Source organism: Rhodococcus sp. Z13, assembly GCF_025837095.1.
Lineage (GTDB): Bacteria > Actinomycetota > Actinomycetes > Mycobacteriales > Mycobacteriaceae > Rhodococcus > Rhodococcus sacchari.
Genome location: NZ_CP107551.1, coordinates 3,567,200 through 3,588,490, shown reverse-complemented (window position 1 = coordinate 3,588,490; position 21,291 = coordinate 3,567,200). Strand labels below are relative to the sequence as shown.

General features: G+C 68.6%; 19 protein-coding genes. 7 read left to right on the top strand and 12 right to left on the bottom strand.

What is annotated here, in order from left to right:
* Positions 1–251 precede the first annotated feature (251 nt).
* Genes OED52_RS16440 through OED52_RS16425 form a run of 4 tightly spaced genes read left to right on the top strand, consistent with a single transcriptional unit; the run spans position 252 to position 3,999 of the window.
* A complete protein-coding gene (locus OED52_RS16440) occupies positions 252–1,067 on the top strand; it encodes a class I SAM-dependent methyltransferase (protein ID WP_264151908.1) in 816 nt (271 codons plus the stop codon).
* Positions 1,064–1,393, top strand: a complete 330-nt coding sequence (locus OED52_RS16435; protein ID WP_264151907.1) for a cupin domain-containing protein — start codon at positions 1,064–1,066, stop codon at positions 1,391–1,393. Before OED52_RS16440 ends, OED52_RS16435 begins: the two co-directional genes overlap by 4 nt.
* A gap of 40 nt (positions 1,394–1,433) precedes the next feature.
* A complete protein-coding gene (locus OED52_RS16430; protein ID WP_264151906.1) occupies positions 1,434–2,531 on the top strand; it encodes a ferredoxin reductase in 1,098 nt (365 codons plus the stop codon).
* Positions 2,532–2,577: 46 nt separating this feature from the next.
* The gene (locus OED52_RS16425) at positions 2,578–3,999 is read left to right on the top strand and encodes a fatty acid desaturase family protein (RefSeq protein WP_264151905.1); all 1,422 of its coding nucleotides are present in this window, start codon (positions 2,578–2,580) and stop codon (positions 3,997–3,999) included.
* A 69-nt stretch (positions 4,000–4,068) separates the two neighbouring features.
* On the opposite strand, the gene atzF is transcribed toward OED52_RS16425, so the two are convergent.
* The 12 genes from atzF to OED52_RS16365 form a co-directional block, all read right to left on the bottom strand.
* Complete coding sequence (gene atzF / locus OED52_RS16420; RefSeq protein ID WP_413247678.1) at positions 4,069–5,805, bottom strand: allophanate hydrolase; 1,737 nt, start codon at positions 5,803–5,805, stop codon at positions 4,069–4,071.
* 75 nt (positions 5,806–5,880) lie between these two features.
* Positions 5,881–6,414: a carboxymuconolactone decarboxylase family protein gene (locus OED52_RS16415; protein ID WP_264151903.1), complete on the bottom strand. Its 534-nt coding sequence runs from the start codon at positions 6,412–6,414 to the stop codon at positions 5,881–5,883.
* Between the two features lie 53 nt (positions 6,415–6,467).
* On the bottom strand, positions 6,468–7,157 hold the full coding sequence (locus tag OED52_RS16410; RefSeq protein ID WP_264151902.1) for a GntR family transcriptional regulator: 690 nt from the start codon (positions 7,155–7,157) through the stop codon (positions 6,468–6,470).
* Entirely contained in the window at positions 7,157–7,849 is a 693-nt protein-coding gene (gene urtE, locus OED52_RS16405; RefSeq protein ID WP_264154737.1) for an urea ABC transporter ATP-binding subunit UrtE, read from the bottom strand. The genes OED52_RS16410 and urtE overlap by 1 nt, the downstream gene beginning before the upstream one ends.
* Positions 7,849–8,631, bottom strand: coding sequence for an urea ABC transporter ATP-binding protein UrtD (urtD, locus tag OED52_RS16400; RefSeq protein ID WP_264151901.1), 783 nt, complete (start codon positions 8,629–8,631; stop codon positions 7,849–7,851). The genes urtE and urtD overlap by 1 nt, the downstream gene beginning before the upstream one ends.
* Positions 8,628–9,764: an urea ABC transporter permease subunit UrtC gene (urtC, locus tag OED52_RS16395; RefSeq protein WP_264151900.1), complete on the bottom strand. Its 1,137-nt coding sequence runs from the start codon at positions 9,762–9,764 to the stop codon at positions 8,628–8,630. Before urtC ends, urtD begins: the two co-directional genes overlap by 4 nt.
* Entirely contained in the window at positions 9,764–10,648 is an 885-nt protein-coding gene (gene urtB / locus OED52_RS16390) for an urea ABC transporter permease subunit UrtB (RefSeq protein WP_264151899.1), read from the bottom strand. The genes urtC and urtB overlap by 1 nt, the downstream gene beginning before the upstream one ends.
* Before the next feature lie 26 nt (positions 10,649–10,674).
* Entirely contained in the window at positions 10,675–11,949 is a 1,275-nt protein-coding gene (gene urtA / locus OED52_RS16385) for an urea ABC transporter substrate-binding protein (protein ID WP_264151898.1), read from the bottom strand.
* A gap of 149 nt (positions 11,950–12,098) precedes the next feature.
* Complete coding sequence (locus tag OED52_RS16380) at positions 12,099–12,458, bottom strand: hypothetical protein (RefSeq protein WP_264151897.1); 360 nt, start codon at positions 12,456–12,458, stop codon at positions 12,099–12,101.
* A 427-nt stretch (positions 12,459–12,885) separates the two neighbouring features.
* A complete protein-coding gene (locus OED52_RS16375; protein WP_264151896.1) occupies positions 12,886–13,287 on the bottom strand; it encodes a PPOX class F420-dependent oxidoreductase in 402 nt (133 codons plus the stop codon).
* Positions 13,288–13,309: 22 nt separating this feature from the next.
* Positions 13,310–14,722, bottom strand: a complete 1,413-nt coding sequence (gene ramB, locus OED52_RS16370; protein ID WP_264151895.1) for an acetate metabolism transcriptional regulator RamB — start codon at positions 14,720–14,722, stop codon at positions 13,310–13,312.
* Between the two features lie 53 nt (positions 14,723–14,775).
* A complete protein-coding gene (locus OED52_RS16365; protein WP_318841928.1) occupies positions 14,776–15,921 on the bottom strand; it encodes a globin domain-containing protein in 1,146 nt (381 codons plus the stop codon).
* Positions 15,922–16,455: 534 nt separating this feature from the next.
* Between OED52_RS16365 and aceA the strand changes: the two genes are divergently transcribed.
* The 3 genes from aceA to metE all read left to right on the top strand — a co-directional run bounded on the left by aceA (position 16,456) and on the right by metE (position 21,235).
* Positions 16,456–17,745 carry an isocitrate lyase gene (gene aceA / locus OED52_RS16360; protein ID WP_264151893.1) on the top strand — a complete coding sequence of 430 codons (1,290 nt, stop codon included), beginning with the start codon at positions 16,456–16,458 and terminating at the stop codon, positions 17,743–17,745.
* A gap of 165 nt (positions 17,746–17,910) precedes the next feature.
* Positions 17,911–18,807, top strand: a complete 897-nt coding sequence (locus OED52_RS16355) for a 3-hydroxybutyryl-CoA dehydrogenase (RefSeq protein WP_264151892.1) — start codon at positions 17,911–17,913, stop codon at positions 18,805–18,807.
* Positions 18,808–18,916: 109 nt separating this feature from the next.
* Positions 18,917–21,235, top strand: a complete 2,319-nt coding sequence (gene metE / locus OED52_RS16350) for a 5-methyltetrahydropteroyltriglutamate--homocysteine S-methyltransferase (protein ID WP_264151891.1) — start codon at positions 18,917–18,919, stop codon at positions 21,233–21,235.
* The last annotated feature ends 56 nt before the right edge of the window (positions 21,236–21,291 follow it).

The window sequence follows — 21,291 nt, the reverse complement described above, 5'->3', positions numbered from 1 at the left end:
CCGTGGCGACCCGACCGTCGCCGCGGGCTGACGTCGTTCCGTCCTGGGGGGTCGGGCCGCACGTCGGCGACATAGCGGCTGCTCGCTCACCCAGCCGTCGGTGCACTTAGGTGAGGGTCACCTTATTGGAAGGAGAGAAATCCTCTATAGTCGGCGTCATGGAGTCAGGACCGACTCGCGGTCCCCGTTACGGCCGACCGGAGGGGTCCCGGAACCGCGGCCCCTCGCCCTCGCGGGAAAGAGTGCAGAACATGACGGACAAGCACGACTCGGAGGAAGCTCTGCCGCTCGCCGGCAGGGACGCTGCCCACCTGCCCGGACACTGGCTGCTCGCCCGCCTGGGCAAACGCGTGCTGCGCCCCGGCGGCAAGGAACTCACCGCCCGGCTCCTCGCCGACGCCCGGCTGAGCGGCTCGGACGTCGTCGAATTCGCCCCCGGCCTCGGCCGTACCGCGCAGGAGATCCTCGCCCACTCGCCCCGCAGCTACGTCGGCGTCGAATCCGACGACACCGCAGCCGAACTGACCCGCAAGGCCATCGCCGGCGGCGGCCGCGTCGTCCGCGGTGACGCCTCGAAGACCGGCCTCGACGACGAGGTCGCGGACGTCGTCGTCGGCGAGGCCATGCTCACCATGCAGACCGACAGGCACAAGGCCGAGATCCTGCGTGAGGCCCACCGCGTCCTCCGCGACGGCGGCCGCTACGCCATCCACGAACTCGCCATCGAACCGGACGAGGTCGACGACGAGGTCAAGACCGAGATCCGCAAGTCCCTCGCGCGGTCCATCAAGGTCAACGCCCGCCCCCTCACCGCCGCCGAATGGCGCAAGCTCTTCGAGGACAACGGCTTCGAGGTCGAGACCGTCGGTTTCGCGCCCATGGCGCTGCTCGAACCGAAACGCATCCTCGCCGACGAGGGTCTGCTGGGCACCCTGAAGTTCGTCCGCAACGTGCTGCGCGACTCCGACGCCCGCAGTCGCGTCCTCCAGATGCGGTCCACGTTCACCGAATACAAGAAGCATCTCGTCGCCATCGAGATCGTCGCGAAGAAGAAGGAAGCAGCATGAGCACCCAGGTCGACGGCAAGCTCACCCGCATCGAGGGCCTGACCGAACTCCACCCCGTCGAGGGGGACCGGCCGAACATCGAGAAGCTCGCCGCCGCCACCGGCGCGACCATCGTGCGCCTGTCCTTCACCGCCGGGCAGCGGATGGACGACCACAAGGCCGGCGCCCCGATCCTCGTGCAGACCGTCACCGGCGACATCTCGTTCGCCACCGCCGACGAGACCGTCGCGCTCGTGCCGGGCACCGCGGTCCACGTCGACGCGGGCATCGTGCACCGGCTCGTCGCCAACACCGATTCGGTGGTGCAGCTGACCATCCTTCGCTGACATCGGTCCGGCAAGGGGAACGCACGCGTAGGGTGGCGCCATGGCGGAACGCGGCGCTCGCCCTCACGTGCACCCCATCCGGAAACTGGTCCTGCGCGCGGTGCGGCACCTGTTCACACCGCTGCGCCCGGACGACTACCTCGAGATGATCAACCCGCTGTGGACGACGCGGGAACTGCGCGGGCGCGTCGAGCGGGTCGTCCCCGAGGGTGGCGAGGCCGCCTCGGTGCTCATCCGTCCCGCCTACGAGTGGCGCGGACACGAACCGGGGCAGTACGTCCGCCTCGGGGTCATCATCGACGGCGTCTACCACTGGCGGGCCTACTCGCTGACCTCCGATCCCGACCCCACCGACGGGCTGATCAGCGTCACCCCCAAGCTCGTCGAGGGCGGGGTGGTCTCGCCCTATCTGGTGCAGCGGATCCGGCCCGGCGACATCGTCCGGCTCGGCGAGGTCGAGGGCGTGTTCACCCTGCCCGACCCGCTGCCGGCCAAGATGCTGTTCGTCAGCGCCGGCAGCGGCATCACGCCCATCATGAGCATGCTGCGCAGCCTCGACCACCGCGGCCGTCTCGACGACGTCGTCGTGATCCACTCCGCCCGCACCGAGGACCAGGTCGTCTTCGGCTCCGCCCTGCGCGACCTCGACGAACGGCATCCAGGCCTGCGGCTCGAACTGTGGCTCAGCGGCGACCGCGGCCGCATCACCCCCGCCGACCTCGACGATCTGTGCCCCGACTGGCGCGAGCGCGACGCCTTCTGCTCGGGCCCCCGCGACCTGCTCGACGCCCTGCAGGAGCACTGGGACGAACACGGCGACCCGGAACGATTCCACCTCGAGCGTTTCCAGCCGATCATCGGTGGGAATGCCGGAAGCGGCGAGGGTGGCACCATCCATTTCCTCGACAGCGAGAAGACGGTGGACTGCGACGGAGGAACACCCATCCTCGTCGCGGGTGAGGAGGCCGGACTGAAGCTGCCGTACGGCTGCCGTATCGGCATCTGTCACACCTGTGTCGGGACGTTGCGCTCCGGGCGACTCCGGGACCTGCGCACCGACGAGGTGAGCGAACCCACCGGGGCCGCGGTGCGCACCTGCATCCACACCGCCGAAGGGGACATCGAAATAGAACTGTGAGCGCCGGGCGTCACCGGGCCCCGGCGCCGGAAGGCAGGGGGCCGCCGTGACGAGAAGCATCGACCGGAGCGACACCGACTCGCGGGAGCCGCAGAGCCCGCTCGCGCACCTGAGCGACGACGATCTCGAGCGGATCGCGAAGGAGTTCGATGCGATCCACGACGAGGTGTACTCGAGCCTCGGCGACAAGGACCGCCGCTACATCAAGAGCGTCATCGCGGCGCAGCGCCAGCTGGTGGTGACCGGACGGATCCTGCTGTTCGCCTCCGCGTCGAAACCGGCCTGGGTGGCCGGTACCGCCTGCCTGGGCGTGGCGAAGATCCTCGAGAACATGGAGATCGGCCACAACGTCATGCACGGCCAGTGGGACTGGATGAACGATCCGGACATCCACTCGTCGGTGTGGGACTGGGACACCGCCTCCACAGCCGAGGCGTGGAAGCACTCCCACAACTACATCCACCACACCTTCACCAACATCCGCGGTCTCGACAAGGATCTCGGCTACGAGATCATGCGGATCGACCCGCACCAGCCCTGGCATCCCGTCTATCTCGCCCAGCCCCTCTACAACGCGTTGCTCACGGTGCTGTTCGAATGGGGTGTCGCCCTGCACGATCTGGACCTCGAAGCGCTGTGGGCGGGGGAGAAGTCACCGACCCAGGTGCTCGAGGAACTGAAGGGCATCGCGGGCAAGGCCCGCGCCCAGTTCGTCAAGGACTACGTCGGCTGGCCGCTGGTGAGCGCGGCACTGTTCGGTCTCGCGCAGATCGCCCTGCGCGGCAGGATCCCCCAGCCGACGAGCTCGCGGCTGGGCCGGCGACTACGGTCGGTGGCCGCGGGTCGCTCAGGGAAGTGGGGTACTGCAGCCGATCTCGCCGACCGCTGGCTGCCCGGCGTCGAGAAGACCTTCCTGTCCACCCTGCTCGCCGACGTCACCGCCAACATCATCCGCAACGTGTGGGCGCACGCGATCATCTTCTGCGGGCACTTCCCGGACCAGACCTACACCTTTTCCAGGAAAGAGGTCGAGAACGAGTCGCGCGGAGGCTGGTACGTGCGCCAGCTCGTCGGCGCCGCGAACATCGAGGGCACCCCGCTGTTCCACATCCTCAGCGGCAATCTCGGCTACCAGGTCGAGCACCACCTGTTCCCGGACATGCCCAGCACCCGCTACGCGGAGGTCGCACCCAAGGTCAAGGACATCTGCGAACGTTACGAACTGCCCTACAACTCGGGACGATTGGGCAAACAGTGGTTCATGGTGCACCGCACCATCGCGCGGCTGGCGTTCCCCGGAGGCAGGCCCCGACCGAAGCCCGGCCCCTACAAGCGCTCCCAGGACCCCACCGGTGATCCCGTCCCGAGCGAGGCCGCACGGTTCCGTCGCCGGCTACCCGCCGAGCACCCCGACGCCGGGCCGGAACACGACGGTGGGGGAGTGCAGGTCGAACCGCCGCCGCGCTGACGGACCGTGTGCAGTCGTCGTCGAGAACTGGCGAAATCCCCGACGACGACTGCACACTCGATTCTCGGCTCAGGAGGCCCGATAGGCCTTCCAGCCGCCGAACCCGGTGATGTCCACCGCGTCGGCCGCGACGTCGTGGGTGCAGCCGAAGCCGACCACCCACCGCCCGTCCGACAGCTCGACACTCGTCAGTGTCATCGGGGCGGGCAGCGCCGCGAGGAACCGGCCCAGCCCCGCCTCCGACAGACGGAACAACTCCCCGGTGATCGGGGCGCCCGCACCCGCGCCGTGCCGCACCAGACCGGGCTTCGGCGGAGTCGTGTTCAGCGCCATCAGCCGGTAGGCGTCGGAGGTGTGCACCTCCTCGACGAACCGCGCCCCGAGCTCCTCGAGCTGGAAGTGCAGCGGCTGCCCGCGCAGGTGCGCGCCGAACACCGCGAGTTCCACCCCGGACCCGACGACGGACGGTGCGTCCACCCCGGTCAGGGCGGCGGCGACGTCGACGGCCACCTGGTCGGCGAACGCCGGGACCACGACCATGACCCCGAACGGGTCTCCCGCGGCCGTGGAAGCGCCGGGCACCGCGACCGCTGCCATGTCGAGCAGGTTGCAGAAGTTCGTGTAGGTGCCCATCCGGCGGTTGATGGCGATCGGATCCGCTTGCACCGCAGCGATCGTCGGGTGCTCCGTCGTGGTGGGCAGCAGCAGTCCGTCGACGTCGGCGAGCAACTCCACCGCCTGTGCCCTCGCCCGCCTCAGTGCGTCGAGGTCGGCGACGAGTTCGTACGCCGCCGGCGTCTTCGCACCGGCGACGATCGCGGCCACCGTCGGATCGGCTCCGGCCGGAGCGGATTCCAGGAACGCGCCCACGGCGGCGTAGCGTTCGGCGACCACGGCGCCGTCGTAGAGCAGCAGGGCGGCGTCGAGCAGCGGCGAGATGTCGACCTCGACGGTCTCGATGCCGGTCGCGCGGGCCGCGGCCACCGTCCGGTCGAAGGCGTCGCGGTAGTCGTCGCACAGCGCCGCGAGGTCCTCGGTGCGGGGCACCGCGAGCCGCAGGGAGTTCGACGCGGCGAGCCGCACGTCCGCGGGCCAGGCCCGGCTGCGGGGATCGCGGGGTTCGGGGCCGGCCATGATCCGCACGGCGGTCGCGGCGAGATCGAGCGATTCGGCGAAGACGGTGAGGCAGTCGTAGTCCACACATGCCGGGACCACACCGTGGGTGGGGATCACCCCGAGAGTGGCCTTGATCCCGACGATTCCGTGCAGCGCGGCGGGGACGCGCCCGGATCCGGCGGTGTCGGTGCCGATTCCGAGGTCGGCGATGCCCAGCGCCACGGCCGCCGCCGAACCCGAGCTCGAGCCGCCGGAGACCCGCTCGGGATCCCACGCACAGCGCACCGCACCGTAGGGGCTGCGGGTGCCCACCAGACCGGTGGCGAACTGGTCGAGATTGGTCTTGCCGAGCACGACCGCACCGGCTTCGACGAGGCGTTCGACGCCGGAGGCGGTGACCTCCGCGGTGTAGGCGAACTCGGGGCACGCCGCCGTGGTGGGCAGCCCCGCGACGTCCACGTTGTCCTTGACCGCCACGACCAGACCGGCCAGCGGCAGGGACCGTCCGGCGGCGACCCGGGCGTCCACCGACGCGGCGTCGGCGAGGAGCGCGTCGGCGTCACGCAGGTGGATCCAGACCTCCGGCCGGTCGACCTCCTCGATGCGGCGCAGGGCGGCACGGACACGATCGGTGGCGGAGAACCGCTCCGAAGAGGCGGCCACCGCGGCTGTATACGTCGTTGTGGACATGGCTGTATACGGTATTGACCTGCGATGTCGCCGCTGTGTCGTCGTGTAACGGGCGTGTAAGCGATCCCCGTGGGGTCAGGTGAAGTCACGCTCGATCCGCAGCGTGCGGATGGTGGTGGCGAGGCCGTCGTACTGGGTGACGAGCAGGCAGATCTCGACGAGGCGACGCTCGTCGTACCACTCGGCGAGGGTCGACCACGTCGCGTCGGTGACGTCCTTCTTCATCACGAGTTCGTCGACGGCCGCGAGGAGGGCGCGGTGCCGCGGATGCCAGTTCTCGTCGGAGGGACCGGTGACGATCCGGTCCCGGACCTCGTCGGTGATTCCGGCGCGCCGGCCCAGCCGGGTGTGGTGGTCGAACTCGTAACCGCAGTCGCGCAGGTGCGCGACGCGCAGGATGGCCGCCTCTGCGTCGAAGCGGGACAGGCGCCCGAAGGGCATGAGCATCCCGGAATAGTGCAGCCACCCGCGGAACAGCCGGCCGGTGCGGCCCAGCGTGCTGAACAGGTGCGCATCGGAGGTGCCGGCCGCGGCGGAGAGCACCTTCCACGCGGCCCAGTTGAGCGGGCCGAGTTCCTTCAGTCGTCCGGGTGCGATACGCGGGGTCATGTCCGCCAGTCTGCACGACCGGTCACTCCCGGTCACGCAGATCCGGCGGAGGGTCAGTCGCGGACGGCGCGCAGCATCCGGGCGAACACCCGGGCCTCCTCGGCATGACGCACGGCGACGGTGCGGGAGGTGTCGATGTGGGCGAGCAGCACGTCGTGGGCGTCGTCGAGCTTGCCGGCGAGGACAAGTTCCGTGACCTCGATGTGCTCGTCGATGGTGGCGACGACACGGTCGACCGTCAGGTAGTCGAACATCCGCACGGGGCGCACCTTGGCGTTCACCGAGGCGAGTGCGTCGCACAGTGCCCGGTTGCCCGACGCGGCGAGCAGCACCATGTGGAACTGCTCGTCGAGGGTGACGAAACCGGCGTCGGGTTCGGGTGGATGGTCGCGCAGGTCGTACCAGCGGTCGAGTTCGGGCACGAGCACTGCCGGGTCGTGGTGCACCGAATCGTCCTCGAGGGCACGGCGGATACCCCGCAGCTCCAGGGTGATGCGCAGCTCGTACAGATCCGGCAGGTCCTCGAAGCGGGGACGGTAGGGATACAGGCCCTGGTCGCGGCGTTCGACGAGACCCTCGGAGACCAGGCGGGCCAGGGCCTCGCGCACGGGTGTGCGCGAGACCCCGAACTGCTCGGCGAGCCGTTCCTCGCTGAGCCGCTCGTCGGGAGGGGTCGTCCCGGACATCAATCGGTCGCGCAGGGCCCGGTAGACCTGGTCGCGGCGCGTGTCGGAGACCGTCATCAGATCGCCATCGCTGCGCGGACCGTCGCGGCCGCCTCGCCGCCGCCCTCACCCGTCGAGGTGATGCGGCCGGACTCGAGGACGTAGTAGTGCAGGGCGTTGTCGAGGGCGAACCCGATGTGCTGTTCGACGAGCAGCACCCCGAGATCACCGCTGCGGCCGAGTTCGACGATGGTGTGCTCGATCTCGGCGACCACCGACGGCTGGATGCCCTCGGTGGGTTCGTCGAGGATGAGCATGCGCGGCTCGGTGATCAGGGCCCGGGCGATGGCCAGCTGCTGCCGCTGACCACCCGAGAGCAGGCCGGCACGGCGGTCCAGCAGCGGCACGAGCGCCGGGAACAGGTCGAGCATGTCGGCCATGAGCGCGCGGCCGTTGCGGCGGGTGTCGGCGACGACCTGCAGGTTCTCCCGGCAGGTGAGCTGCCCGAAGGACTGCTGCCCCTGCGGGACGTAGGCCAGGCCCCGCGCGACCCGCGCCGAGGGTCGCAGCGCGGTGATGTCCTCCCCGTCGAAGAGGATCCTGCCCTTGTTCACCGGCAGCAGGCCCACCGCGGCGCGCAGCAGCGTGGTCTTGCCGGCGCCGTTGTGGCCCATGACCGCGACGGTCTTCCCGGACGGAACGCCGATCGAGATGCCGTGCAGGATCTCGGTGCGGCCGTAACCCGCACGGACGTCGACGAGTTCGAGCATCATGCCTCCTGGGGAGCGGTGGCGGTCCCGAGATAGACCTGCTGGACCTGCGGGTCGTTCTGGACCTGGTCGACGGTGCCCTCGGCGATGACCTTGCCGCGGGCGAGGACCGTGACGGACGTGGCGAAGGCACGCATGAAATCCATGTCGTGCTCGACGACGACCACGGTGCGCTGGGCGCCGATGCGGCGCAGCAGCTGCCCGGTCTCCTCGCGTTCCTCGTGGCTCATGCCCGCCACGGGCTCGTCGAGCAGCAGCACGTCGGCGTTCTGGACGAGCAGCATGCCGATCTCGAGCCACTGCTTCTGCCCGTGCGCGAGGATGCCCGCGGGGGTGTCCCGGAGAGCGGTCAGGCCGATCGTCTCGAGCGCCTCCTCGATTTCGGGCAGCACCTCCTTGCGGCGGCGCAGCAGCTGCCAGGGGGAGCGGCCCGCGCCGGCGGCGATGTCGAGGTTCTGCAGGACCGTGAGTTCCTCGAACACCGAGGCGGTCTGGAAGGTGCGGCCCACCCCGAGACGGGCGATCCTGTGGGTCTTCTTGCCGAGCAGTTCGACACCGGACTTGGTGATCGAGCCGGTCGCCGGGACGAGGCCGGTGACGGCGTCGACGAGAGTGGTCTTGCCGGCGCCGTTGGGGCCGATGAGGAACCGCAGGTCGCCCTGCAGGAGGGTCATGTCCACACCGTCGACGGCGGTGAAACCGTCGAAGGTGACGCGCAGGTTGCGGATCTCGAGGTACTCGCTGGTCATACCGGCGTTGCCGCCGAAGACGGGTTTGCTCATCGCACGGGCTCCATCTCGGGAAGGTCGGCGGGCTCGGGTTCGGCCGGCGGGGTGGGTTCCGTCGGGGTGGTGCGGCGGCGTCGGCGGAGCAGGGTGATGACCCCGGCGAGGCCGGCGGGGAAGAAGCCGACGACGACGATGAACAGCAGGCCCTGCGCATAGGTCCAGGCGGAGGGGAAGTTCTCCGACAGGGTGGTCTGCGCCCATGCCACACCCACCGCGCCGAGGACCGGGCCGAGGAGGGTGGTGCGTCCGCCGATGGCGACACCGATGAGGAACGCGATGGACGGGACGATGCCGACGTCGGCGGGGGAGATGATGCCGACGATGGGCACGAACATCGCCCCGGCGATCCCGGCGAAGAACGCCGCGACGGTGTAGGCGGCCACTTTGATCAGGGCCGGTTCGTAGCCGAGGAAACGGACCCGCTCCTCCTGGTCGCGCACCGCGACGAGCAGCTCGCCGTAGCGGGACTGCATGAGCTGGCGGGTCGCGGCGACGACGAGCAGCAGGATCGCGGCGACGATGAAGAACAGCATCCGCTTGTTGACCGGATCGGCGAGGTCGTAGCCGAAGAAGGTGCGGAACCGGTTGAGGCCGTTCGATCCTCCGGTGGACTGCTGTCCGACGAGCAGGATCGCGAAGGCGGCGGCGAGAGCCTGGGACAGGATCGCGAAGTAGGCGCCCTTGACGCGGCGGGCGAACACACCGAAGCCCAGCAGCGCGGCGATCAGTGCGGGCACGATCAGGATCGCGAGGATCGTCACGATGGGCGACGAGAAGGGCACCCAATAGGCCGGCAGCTCACGGATACCCGCGATCTGCATGAAATCGGGTACGGCGTCGCCGCGGAGTTCGGCGTCGGCGATCTTCAGGTGCATGGCCATGATGTAGGCACCGAGACCGAAGAACACGCCCTGGCCGAGGGTGAGCATGCCGCCCCGGCCCCATGCCAGGCCGATACCGACGGCGACGATCGCGAAGCACAGGAACTTGCCGAGCAGACCGAGCCGGAAGTCGGAGAGCACCGCCGGTGCGATACCGAACAGGACGATCGCGGCGAGCGCGAATCCACTTGCGGTACGGACGGGCCCGGGTTTCGTGAAGCTGCGGAACGAGAATGTCGACGACATCAGACCAGGCTCCTCGTCTTGACGGCGAACAGGCCCTGCGGACGGATCTGCAGGAAGATCACGATGAGCACGAACACGATGACCTTCGCGATCGACGCGGTCGTGGAGTACTCGATGAACGAATTGAGCAGGCCCAGTGCGACGGCCGCGAGCACCGCGCCCTCGATGCGGCCGAGACCGCCGATGACGACCACGAGGAAGGCGTCGATGAGATAGGACTGGCCGATCGTCGGGCTGGTCGAGCCGATGAGCGTCAGCGCCACACCGGCGAGACCCGCGAGACCGGAACCGAGGAAGAAGGTCGTGATGTCGGTGCGGCGCGACGAGATCCCCACCGTCTCGGCGAGATCGCGATTCTGCACCACCGCACGGATCCGTCGCCCCATCGGCGTGTACTTCATCGACGCGATCAGCGCGACCACGCACACCACGGCGAGCGCGAGGATGAACAGGCGGGTCTTCGGGACGACGGCCCCGAGGATCTCCACCCCGCCGGACAGCCAGGACGGTGCGACGACGTTGACGGCGGGGGCGCCGAAGATGTCGCGGGCGGCCTGCTGCAGCAGCAGGCCCACACCGAAGGTCACCAGCAGGGTGTCGAGCGGACGGTGGTACATGCGGCGGATGAGCGTGACCTCGAGGATCACACCCATCACGCCGCCGACCAGGAAGCCGACGAGGAGGGAGACGAACAGGGACACCCCGGCCGAGGAGATCACCTGCTGCACGACGAACGCCGTGTAGCTGCCGGCCATGATGAATTCGCCGTGGGCCATGTTGATCACGCCCATCTGGCCGAACGTCAGCGACAGCCCCAGCGCTGCCAGCAGCAGGATCGATCCGATACTCAGCCCTGTGAAGAGCTGTCCTACGAGGACATCCATGTCGTCTCCCCCTTCGGCTTCCGCTGTCAGTTACCGGACAGGCTCGACGCCCAGTCGTACGACTCGAGGTACGGGTCGGGCTCGATCGCGCCGTCGGACTCCCACACCGTGTAGATCAGGCCGTCGCCGCGGATCTCGCCGATGCGGGCGGTCTTGGTGATGTGGTGGTTGTCGCCGTCGATGGTCACGGTGCCCTCGGGGGCCTCGAAGGTCACCCCGTCGGCGGCCGCGATCACGTCGTCGACCTCGAAGGAGCCGGCCTTCTCGACGGTGTTCTTCCACAGGTGGACCGAGGTGTAGGCGGCCTCCATGGGGTCGGAGGTGGGCTTGTTCGCGCCGTACTTCGCCTTGTACGCCTCGACGAACGACGTGTTCTCCGGGGTGTCGACGGTCTGGTAGTAGTTCCACGCGGTGAGCTGGCCCTCGATGTTCTGCGCGCCGATGCCGCCCACCTCCTCCTCGGCGATGGACACCGACACGACCGGCATGTCCTGCGCGTTCAGGCCGGCGTTGGTGTACTCGCGGAAGAACGCGACGTTGGAGTCGCCGTTGAGTGTGTTGAACACCGCGTCGGCGTCGGCGGTGCGGATCTTGTTGACGATGGTGGAGAAGTCGGTGGAGCCGAGCGGGGTGTAGTCCTCGCCCTTGATCTCGATGCCGTTGGCCTCGGCGTATGCCTTGATGATGCGGTTGGCGGTCTGCGGGAAGACGTAGTCGCTGCCGACGAGGTAGAGCGACGTCACGCCCTGTTCCTTGAGGTAGTCCAGGGCGGGCACGATCTGCTGGTTGGTGGTCGCGCCGGTGTAGAAGATGTTCGACGACGACTCGAGACCCTCGTACTGGACGGGGTAGTACAGCAGTGCGTTGCGGTCTTCGAAGACCGGCAGCATCGCCTTGCGGCTCGACGACGTCCAGCCGCCGAACACCGCTGCGACGCAGTCGGATCCGATGAGCTTCTCGGCCTTCTCCGCGAAGACGGTGGGCTCGGAGGCGCCGTCCTCGGAGACGATCTCGATCTGTTTGCCGAGCACACCGCCGTCGGCGTTGATCTCCTCGACGGCGAGGGCGATCGAATCGCGGACCGTGACCTCGGAGATCGCCATCGTCCCCGACAGGGAGTTGAGCGAACCGACCTTGATGGTGTCGCCCGAGGTGTCGACGCACGACGCGGTGCCGGAGGCGGCGGTGCTGCCCTCGTCACCCGCGCGGCTGCCGCACGCGGTCAGGACGAGCCCGACGGCGGCGAGTGCAACGGGAGCCGCGACGGCGCGGGTGGCGAGCCTGGACCTGACAACAGACATGTAGTGCCCTTCCTTCGAAGGTGTGACCGGAGGCCCGGTGTATCCGGGAGGCGTATACAGCGCTGTATCCGTGAGGCCACACAGTAGAAGGGTCTTGTTGCGCGGGAATATCTCTGGGTGACACTTGAGTGACACAGATTTCGTGGTTGTTACAAAGTCCGCACAACCCATCGGCGAGCGAGTTCGTCATCCGCTTCGGCGATTGCTGCAGCGGATGACGAAGGGGGTAGCGACTGTCGCCGGGCGCGGGCGACGGCGCGATCGAACCGGACACGGACGACGTCGAACCGGAACAGTTCCGGCCACGTCCAGCGGACCACCTCGAAGCCGAGCTCGCGCAGTGCGCCCTCCCGGCGCTGCTCCCGCCGGACCGCTTCGATGCCGCCGTCGTACTTGCCCATGTCGTCGAACTCTCCGACGACGCCTTCGTCCTCCCAGAGGAAGCCGGCCCGACCGACGAAGTGACCGTCGGGGGTGCGCAGTTCCTTCTGCAGGACCGGCGCCGGCATGCCGCACTCGTGCATCCGCACGCGGCCACCCGTCGTGCGTCGGCGATACCCGTCCGGGGGCCCGCCTCGGCGAGGCAGCGGGCGAGCGAGGTGCACGCGATGCCGTCCACCTCGGCCGGGTCGTGGGGTGGCAGCGGTGCAGCGTGCAGGTGGCGGCTCGCGGTTCTGCGCCCACCTCCGGACCGCTCGCGGGTGACGTGTACCCGCGTGAGATCCTCGTCGCCGGGGAGAGGATGTCGGGCTCGAGACGTCGCAGTTCACCGTGGCGACCACCGTGCCGGACCGCCCGGGACCGGAAGCACGCAGAAACCGGTGTGCGGCCTCATCTGTGGAAGAATCGCCGCCCTGTGGACAACGTATCGGCTACAGATTTCGTCATCCGCGGCAGCAATTGCCGACGCGGATGACGAATCGGTGAGCAGATGGGTCAGGTGGGGTCGAGGACCGAGCCCATGACGCGCTCGACGGCGATCTCGATGACGACGCGGCGGGGGTTGGGGCGGGGTTCGCGGTAGCGGGCCGCATACCGACGCTCACCTTCGCCGACGTCGTCGGGGTCGCGGGTGACGCGGGCGGGGCCCTCGAGGGTGAGCCAGCGGCCGCCGTCGACCTGGCTCACCACCGCGTACCCGCCACGCTCGACGTTGAGGGTCTTCTGGGAGCCCTCGAAGGTGATGACGCGGGCGAGCTTCGCGTCGCCGTCCCAGGTGAACCCGACGGCGACGACGTGGGGCGAGCCGTCCTTGCGGAGGGTCGTCAGCGTCGCGAGGTGGTACTCGGACAGGAATTCGAGGGCCTTGGCGCCGAGCGCGTCGGGGGTGCGAGCCATGCGGTGAGCCTACCGATCCCCGTCAGCGCACGAGATAGGGCGAGACCGACGAGCGGTGCTCGTTGATGTCGAGTTCCTTGCCGAGCGGAGGGAACGCGCGCTGCGGGCAGTTCATCCGCTCGCACACGCGGCAACCCGATCCGATGGGCGTACCGGGATTCGACTCGTCGAGGTCGAGACCGTCGGCGTAGACGAGGCGGTGTGCGTGCCGCAGTTCGCAGCCCAGGCCGATCGCGAAGGTCTTCGACGGCTGGCCGTAACGCGCTGCACGCCGCTCGACGGTGCGCGCCACCCACAGGTAACGGCGGCCGTCGGGCATCTGCGCGATCTGCGTCATGATCTTGCCGGGATATGCGAAGGTCTCGTAGACGTTCCACAGCGGGCAGGTGCCGCCGCTGGTGGAGAAGTGGAAACCGGTGGCGGACTGGCGCTTCGACATGTTCCCGGCGCGGTCGACGCGCACGAACGAGAACGGCACACCGCGCAGCTTCGGGCGCTGCAGCGTCGACAGCCGGTGCGCGATGGTTTCGTAGCTCTGCCCGTAGAAGGCCGACAGCCGCTCGACGTCGTAGCGGAAGTCCTCGGCGATCTCGTGGAACTGGGTGTAGGGCAGGACCAGCGCGGCCGCCCAGTAGTTGGCGAGACCGAGCCGGGCCAGGGCGCGCGACGCGTCGCTGGTGAACGCTCCCTCGTCGACGAGCCGGTCGATGAGGTCGCCGCATTCGAGATAGGCGAGTTCGGTGGCGAACTTGAACACCTGCTGCCCGCCCGACAGCTGGGGTGCGACCTCGAGGACTCGGGTCTTCGGGTCGAAGCGGTGCAGGACGTTCTCACCGAGGTCGATGCGCTTGACGATCTGCACGTCGTGGACGGAGGTGAGCCGGCGGGCGATCTCACCGCCGACGTCGCCGCGGTGGAAGCGGATGCGGTTGGCGAGCTCCTCGGCGGCGGTGTCGAGATCGTGCAGGTAGTTCTGGCGCTGGTAGAAGTAGTCGCGCACCTCTTCGTGCGGCATGGTGATGGTGCCGCTGCCGCTGCCGTCGCTGTAGCGGTCCTCCGTGGCCGCGGCGAGCTGGGCGGTGGTGTTGCGGTAGCGCCGGTGCAGGTTGACCATCGCCCGCGCGAGGCTGGGGTGGGCGGCGACCATCTCGGCGATCTCCTGGGCGTCGGCCTCGATGCCCATCTCCTTGTCGAGGGCGACCTCGCGCATCTCGGCGATGAGGCGGGTGTCGTCCTGGGAGGAGAAGAAGGTGGCATCGACACCGAAGACCTCGGTGATGCGGAGCAGCACGGGCACGGTCAACGGCCGGACGTCGTGCTCGATCTGGTTGAGATAGCTCGCCGAGATCTCGAGGGTCTTGGCGAGCGCCGCCTGGCTGAGTCCCCGCTCGGTGCGCAGCTGCCGCAACCGGGCGCCTACGTAGGTCTTGGCCATTCGCTCAGCGTAAAGCGCCCCACATCCCTTCGCAACGTAGCGTTCGCATGCTGTTAATCGACGGTGGTCGGGACGTCCTCGAGGCCGAACCAGGAACCGGGCGCGAAGGCCTCGTAGTGGATGGTTTCCGGTGCGACCCCGCTGGCGACGAGATCCGCGCGGATCGACCGCATGAACGGGATCGGGCCGCACACATAGGTCTGGGCGTGTTCGGGGAGGGGCACGTCGGTCAGCGGCGACCGGCCGTCACCGCGGATCTCGTCGTACTCGGTGTAACGGACGTGCGAACGCGCGTCGGGCAGTGCCTTGACGAGGGTGCTCAGTTCCGTGCGGTGGGGTTGCTCGTAGGGGGTGCGGTCGACGTGGACGACGTCGACGCTGCGCGTGCTGCCACGGTCGAGCAGGTGCCGCAGTGCCGCGATGGTCATGGTCACGCCCACCCCGGCGGAGACGAGCAGCAGCGGTTCGTCGCCGTCGTCGACCACGAGGCTCCCGAACGGCGGGGAGACGAGGAGCCGGTGGCCGGGGCGCACACTGTCGCACAGCAGGGGGGAGAGGAATCCGCCGGGGATCCGCTTGACGGTGATCGCCCACTCGCCGGGGACCCGGCCGGGGAAGACCGTGTACTGCCGGATCTGCTCGCCGCCGCCGGGCAGCGGCATGCGGACGGAGATGTACTGGCCCGGGAGGAAGCCGGGCAGACGGGAGCCGTCCTCGGCGCAGAGGTAGAGGGTCGCGGCGTGCGCGCCGTCGTACTCGTGCTCGGTGACGATCGTCGACCGCCACACCTCGCCCGGTTCGACACCTGCCTGCCGGTACAGCGCGGTCTCCTGTTCGACGAGCGAGTTGGCCATGAGGGTGTAGACCTCGTGCCAGGCCGAGGCGACCTCCGGGGTGACGGCCTCGCCGAGCACCTCGACGATCGAGGCGAACAGATGGGTGCGCACGATCTCGTAGTGGGCGGCGCGGACCCCGAGGGAGGCGTGCTTGGCGGCGATGCGGGCCATGACCGCGTCGATGTCGACGGGGGTGTCGGCCACGAGCAGGGAGGCGAACGACGCCACCGAACCGGCGAGGGCGCGCTGTTGGTCGCCGTTGGCCTGGTTGGTCTGGTTGAAGGTGTCGATCAGCGACGGGACGGCGTTGAACAGACGCTCGTAGAAGACCTGGGAGATGGTGCCGATGTGGGCGCCCACCACGGGCAGTGTTGCTTCCACGACCGATCTCGACGTGCTCGAAAGAATGTCGACTCCTCTGCTCGGGGTGGTGGTGCCCGGGCAGAGGGCAGGCGAGGTCACGAACGAACGACCGCCCCCGACCCGGTTGCCGATCATGGTACGGGTGGGGCCCCTGGGATGTTCAAGGCCGGGAACGGGACAAAACGGCTGTGAAGGCTCTCACACGATCCGCCCGGATTGCACCTTCCCGTACCACCCGGTGGAACCGCTTGCGAAGCCCGGTCCGCCGGACGGGTCGGCCGCAAAACCCGAGGTCAACGCTACTCGTGAGTAATAAACCTCGTCATTCGGGCAGTCGTTGGGATGACCACTGATTTGCAAACTTTGCAGATGCTGTGGCGAAACTAGCCCAAATTGGCATTAGCAACAGGTAGACGGCGGTTTTCGTGTGTGTCATCGTCGTTCTTGTACATCCGAACGGCACGCAAAGGATGTGAAGTAGTACAGACGTACTGCTTCATCCGGAGCGGGGCAGATCTAGAGAGTGGAGATTTGATGTCGACCACCGGCACCCCGAGGACTGCAGAAGAGATCCAGAAGGATTGGGACACCAACCCGCGCTGGAAGGGGATCACCCGCAACTACACCGCCGAGCAGGTCGTCAAGCTGCAGGGCTCGGTCGTCGAGGAGCACACCCTCGCCCGTCGCGGCTCGGAGATCCTGTGGGATCTCGTCAACAACGAGGACTACATCAACTCGCTCGGCGCCCTCACCGGTAACCAGGCGGTCCAGCAGGTCCGCGCCGGCCTGAAGGCCATCTACCTGTCCGGCTGGCAGGTCGCCGGCGACGCCAACCTCTCCGGCCACACCTACCCGGACCAGTCGCTGTACCCGGCGAACTCGGTTCCGCAGGTCGTCCGCCGCATCAACAACGCGCTGCTGCGCGCCGACGAGATCGCCAAGGTCGAGGGCGACACCTCCGTCGAGAACTGGCTCGCTCCGATCGTCGCCGACGGTGAGGCCGGCTTCGGTGGCGCTCTCAACGTCTACGAGCTGCAGAAGGCCATGATCGCGGCCGGCGTCGCCGGTTCGCACTGGGAGGACCAGCTCGCGTCGGAGAAGAAGTGCGGTCACCTCGGTGGCAAGGTGCTCATCCCGACCCAGCAGCACATCCGTACCCTGACCTCGGCTCGCCTCGCGGCCGACGTCGCGGACGTCCCGACCGTGATCATCGCCCGCACCGACGCCGAGGCCGCGACCCTCATCACCTCCGATGTCGACGAGCGCGACCGCCCGTTCATCACCGGTGAGCGCACCGCCGAGGGCTTCTACCACGTCAAGAACGGCATCGAGCCCTGCATCGCCCGTGCGAAGGCCTACGCTCCGTACGCCGACCTCATCTGGATGGAGACCGGTGTTCCGGACCTCGAGGTCGCGAAGCAGTTCGCCGAGGGCGTCCGCAGCGAGTTCCCGGACCAGCTGCTGGCCTACAACTGCTCGCCGTCCTTCAACTGGAAGGCTCACCTGGACGACGCGACCATCGCGAAGTTCCAGAAGGAGCTCGGCGCGATGGGCTTCAAGTTCCAGTTCATCACCCTCGCCGGCTTCCACTCGCTCAACTACGGCATGTTCGACCTGGCCCACGGCTACGCCCGCGAGGGCATGACGGCCTTCGTCGACCTGCAGGAGCGCGAGTTCAAGGCTGCCCGCGAGCGCGGCTTCACCGCCATCAAGCACCAGCGTGAGGTCGGTGCCGGCTACTTCGACACCATCGCCACCACCGTCGATCCCAACACCTCCACGGCTGCCCTGAAGGGCTCCACGGAGGAAGGCCAGTTCCACTAGGAACGGCCACCCCGAGGTCCACCACCCCGCGGCGGGATCCATTGGTCCCCGTGTCCCGCCGCGGGGTGTGTGCACATCGGAACAAGTCCGGTGCACCCGTCTCCGGGTGCACCGGCACCACCCGAACGGCCTCGGCCACGACCCCCACCACGAGAAGGAGCTGACGTGACCAGCGAGAAGATTCAGCGCGTCGGCGTGATCGGCGCCGGCATCATGGGCGCAGGTATCGCCGAGGTGTGCGCACGCGCTCATGTCGACGTACTGGTGTTCGAGCGGACCCGCGAACTCGCGGCCGCCGGACGCGCCCGCATCCTCCGGTCGCTCGACCGGGGTGTGAGCAGCGGGAAGATCACCGAGCGGGAGCGGGAGCAGGCCGCCTGGCGGCTGCGCTTCACCTCCGATCTGGGTGACTTCGCCGATCGGCAGCTCGTCGTGGAGGCCGTCGTCGAGGACGAGAAGGTCAAGAGCGAGTACTTCGCCGAGCTCGACAAGATCGTCACCGACCCCAATGCGGTGCTCGCGTCCAACACCTCGTCGATCCCGATCATGAAGCTCGGTATCGCGACCGGTGCCCCCGAACGCGTCATCGGCATGCACTTCTTCAACCCCGTGCCGGTGCTCCCGCTCGTGGAGCTCGTCACCACCCTGAAGACCAGCCCCGCGGTGTCCGCACGCGCCGAGGCCTTCGCCTCCGACGTGCTCGGCAAGCAGGTCGTCCGGTCGTCCGACCGTGCCGGCTTCATCGCCAACGCACTGCTGGTGCCGTACCTGCTCTCGGCGATCCGGATGGTCGAGTCCGGTTTCGCGACGAAGGAGGACATCGACAAGACGATGGTCCTGGGCTGCGCCCACCCGATGGGACCGCTCGCCCTGACCGACCTGGTGGGTCTGGACACCGTCAAGTCGATCGCCGACTCCATGTACGAGGAGTTCAAGGAGCCCCTGTACTCGGCCCCGCCGCTGCTGCAGCGCATGGTCGAGGCGGGACTCGTCGGCAAGAAGTCGGGCGCCGGCTTCTACGAGTACGCCGACAACGGCCGCGCGGTCAAGAAGGCCGGCTAGCCACAGGTAGCACCACCGCACACGGCGCCCGTGCGTCGGCGACGGTGTCCACGGACACCGGACGTCGATGCTCGGGCGCGCTGTGCTCGAGGGAAAGGTCGACGCCGACATGGCAACTCCCGCCGACGGATACGGTTCAAGCATCCTCGGGTACCCGCGGATCGGACCCCGCCGTGAGCTCAAGTTCGCCCTCGAGGCCTACTGGCACGGTGAGGGCACCCGTGACGAGCTCGTCGCAGTCGCTCGCGACCTCCAGGAGAACACCTGGCGCGAACTCGCAGCGACGGGTCTGACGCAGGTTCCCGGCAACACGTTCTCCTACTACGACCACGTTCTGGACAACGCGCTGCTGTTCGGAGCGGTGCCCGAGCGGTTCCGGCCCCTGGTCGGCGAACTCGACCCGCTCGACTTCTACTTCACGCTGTGCCGGGGCCGGGAGGACTTCGCGCCTCTCGAACTGGTGCGCTGGTTCGGCAGCAACTACCACTACCGGCAGCCCGAGCTCGACGAGAACACCGCCTTCGAGCTGAACTCCGCGGCGCTGCTCGACGAATTCGAGCGGGCGAAGGCGGAGGGTATCGAGCTGCGGCCCGTCGTCCTCGGCCCGGTCTCGCTGCTGCTGCTGTCGAAGGTCGCTCCGACCTCGACGCAGGAGGGTTTCCGCACCCTCGATCTGCTCGACGCGTTGCTCCCCGAGTACGAGAAACTGTTCGAGCAGCTGGCGAAGGCCGGCGCGACCTGCGTGCAGCTCGACGAGCCGTCCTTCACCGAGGACCGCAGCGAGGAGGAACTCGAGGCGCTGCGCCGGGCCTACGAGGTGCTCTCGCACGCCCCGCTGCGTCCGCGCATCCTCGTCACCGGTCCCTACGGGCACCTGGGCGAGGCGCTGCCGATCCTCGCGTCGTCGAAGGTCGAGGCCATCGGCCTGGACCTGGTCAACGGCCGGATGAGCGCCGAGGAACTGGCCGCCGTGCCGGGCCTGAAGCGCAAGCGCATCTACGCCGGTGTCGTCGACGGCCGCAACGTGTGGAAGGTCGACCGCCACCGCACCCTCGAGTACCTGAAGTCGATCGCCGCGGTCGCCCCCGACCTCGTCGTGTCGACCTCGTGCTCGCTGCTGCACGTGCCCTACGACGTGCTCGTCGAGTACGACATCCCCGGTGACGTCGCCGACCGCCTGGCCTTCGCCAAGCAGAAGGTGGGCGAGGTCGTCTCGCTCGCCAAGGCGCTCACCACGGGTGCCGAGGAGCGCTGGCGCAAGCCTCCGGTGTCGGTGCACTTCAAGCAGAAGCACACGGTGCGGGCCCGCCTCAACGCGGTCCGTCCCGAGCACCGGGTGCGGGCGCCCTACGAGGAGCGGCGGATCGCGCAGCAGAAGCGGCTGAACCTGCCGCCGGTGCCGGCGACCACCCTGGGCTCGTTCCCGCAGACCGCGGAGATCCGCCGCGTGCGTGCGGATCTCGGACGCGGCCGGATCTCGTACGACGAGTACGTCAAGCGGATCCAGGAGGAGATCGAGTCCACCATCCGGCTGCAGGAGGACATCGGCCTCGATGTCCTCGTGCACGGCGAGCACGAACGCAACGACATGGTGCAGTACTTCGCCGAGCAGCTGGAGGGCTTCGCCACCACGCACTACGGCTGGGTGCAGGCCTACGGTTCGCGGTGCACGCGTCCGCCGGTGCTCTACGGCGACATCGTGCGGCCGAAGCCGATGACGGTCGAGTGGATCTCGTTCGCGCAGTCGCTGACCGACAAGCCGGTCAAGGGCATGCTCACGGGTCCGGTGACGATGCTGGCGCGCTCCTACGTGCGTCAGGACCAGCCGCTGCACGAGACCGCCGACCAGCTCGCGCTGGCCATCCGGGACGAGATCGCCGATCTCGAACGGGCGGGCATCGCGATCATCCAGGTCGACGAGCCGGCCATCCGGGAGCTGCTTCCGCTGCGCCAGGACGGCCGGGCCGAGTACCTCGACTGGGCGGTCGACGCGTTCCGTCTCGCGACGGGCGGTGCCAAGCCGGAGACGCAGATCCACACGCACCTGACCTATTCGAGCCAGGCCACGGTGGTCGAGGCGATCGAACGGCTCGACGCCGACGTCACGGCCATCGTGGCGACGCGCTCGATCCGCTGGGTGCTCGACGCCATCAAGGACCGCGCCCTGTCGCACGGTGTCGGTCCCGGTGTCTACGAGTCGCGGTCGGCCCGGATCCCGGACATCGACGAACTCGACGAGCTGCTCACCGAGGCGGCGGAGTCCGTCGAACTCGACCGGCTGTGGGCCAATCCCGACGGTGGTCTGAAGACCCGGCACCACTGGCAGCTCGACCCGTCGCTGCGCAACCTCGTCGCGGCGGCACGTCGTCTGCGGCGCCGCGCCGCCGCGCAGCAGGCGAAGAGCGATCAGTCCGAGAAGTCGGCCTGATCGAGTGACACGACGCGCACCCCCGCAGCCCCGGGGGTGCGCGTCTTCGTGTGACG

Excerpts from the sequence above, each read along its gene's own strand:
- OED52_RS16440 (WP_264151908.1), top strand. The coding sequence starts at position 252 with ATGACGGACAAGCACGACTCGGAGGAAGCTCTGCCGCTCGCCGGCAGG.
- OED52_RS16435 (WP_264151907.1), top strand. The coding sequence starts at position 1,064 with ATGAGCACCCAGGTCGACGGCAAGCTCACCCGCATCGAGGGCCTGACC.
- OED52_RS16430 (WP_264151906.1), top strand. The coding sequence starts at position 1,434 with ATGGCGGAACGCGGCGCTCGCCCTCACGTGCACCCCATCCGGAAACTG.
- atzF (WP_413247678.1), bottom strand. The coding sequence starts at position 5,805 with ATGTCCACAACGACGTATACAGCCGCGGTGGCCGCCTCTTCGGAGCGG.
- OED52_RS16415 (WP_264151903.1), bottom strand. The coding sequence starts at position 6,414 with ATGACCCCGCGTATCGCACCCGGACGACTGAAGGAACTCGGCCCGCTC.
- OED52_RS16410 (WP_264151902.1), bottom strand. The coding sequence starts at position 7,157 with ATGACGGTCTCCGACACGCGCCGCGACCAGGTCTACCGGGCCCTGCGC.
- urtE (WP_264154737.1), bottom strand. The coding sequence starts at position 7,849 with ATGCTCGAACTCGTCGACGTCCGTGCGGGTTACGGCCGCACCGAGATC.
- urtD (WP_264151901.1), bottom strand. The coding sequence starts at position 8,631 with ATGAGCAAACCCGTCTTCGGCGGCAACGCCGGTATGACCAGCGAGTAC.
- urtC (WP_264151900.1), bottom strand. The coding sequence starts at position 9,764 with ATGTCGTCGACATTCTCGTTCCGCAGCTTCACGAAACCCGGGCCCGTC.
- urtB (WP_264151899.1), bottom strand. The coding sequence starts at position 10,648 with ATGGATGTCCTCGTAGGACAGCTCTTCACAGGGCTGAGTATCGGATCG.
- urtA (WP_264151898.1), bottom strand. The coding sequence starts at position 11,949 with ATGTCTGTTGTCAGGTCCAGGCTCGCCACCCGCGCCGTCGCGGCTCCC.
- OED52_RS16380 (WP_264151897.1), bottom strand. The coding sequence starts at position 12,458 with ATGCCGGCGCCGGTCCTGCAGAAGGAACTGCGCACCCCCGACGGTCAC.
- OED52_RS16375 (WP_264151896.1), bottom strand. The coding sequence starts at position 13,287 with ATGGCTCGCACCCCCGACGCGCTCGGCGCCAAGGCCCTCGAATTCCTG.
- ramB (WP_264151895.1), bottom strand. The coding sequence starts at position 14,722 with ATGGCCAAGACCTACGTAGGCGCCCGGTTGCGGCAGCTGCGCACCGAG.
- aceA (WP_264151893.1), top strand. The coding sequence starts at position 16,456 with ATGTCGACCACCGGCACCCCGAGGACTGCAGAAGAGATCCAGAAGGAT.
- metE (WP_264151891.1), top strand. The coding sequence starts at position 18,917 with ATGGCAACTCCCGCCGACGGATACGGTTCAAGCATCCTCGGGTACCCG.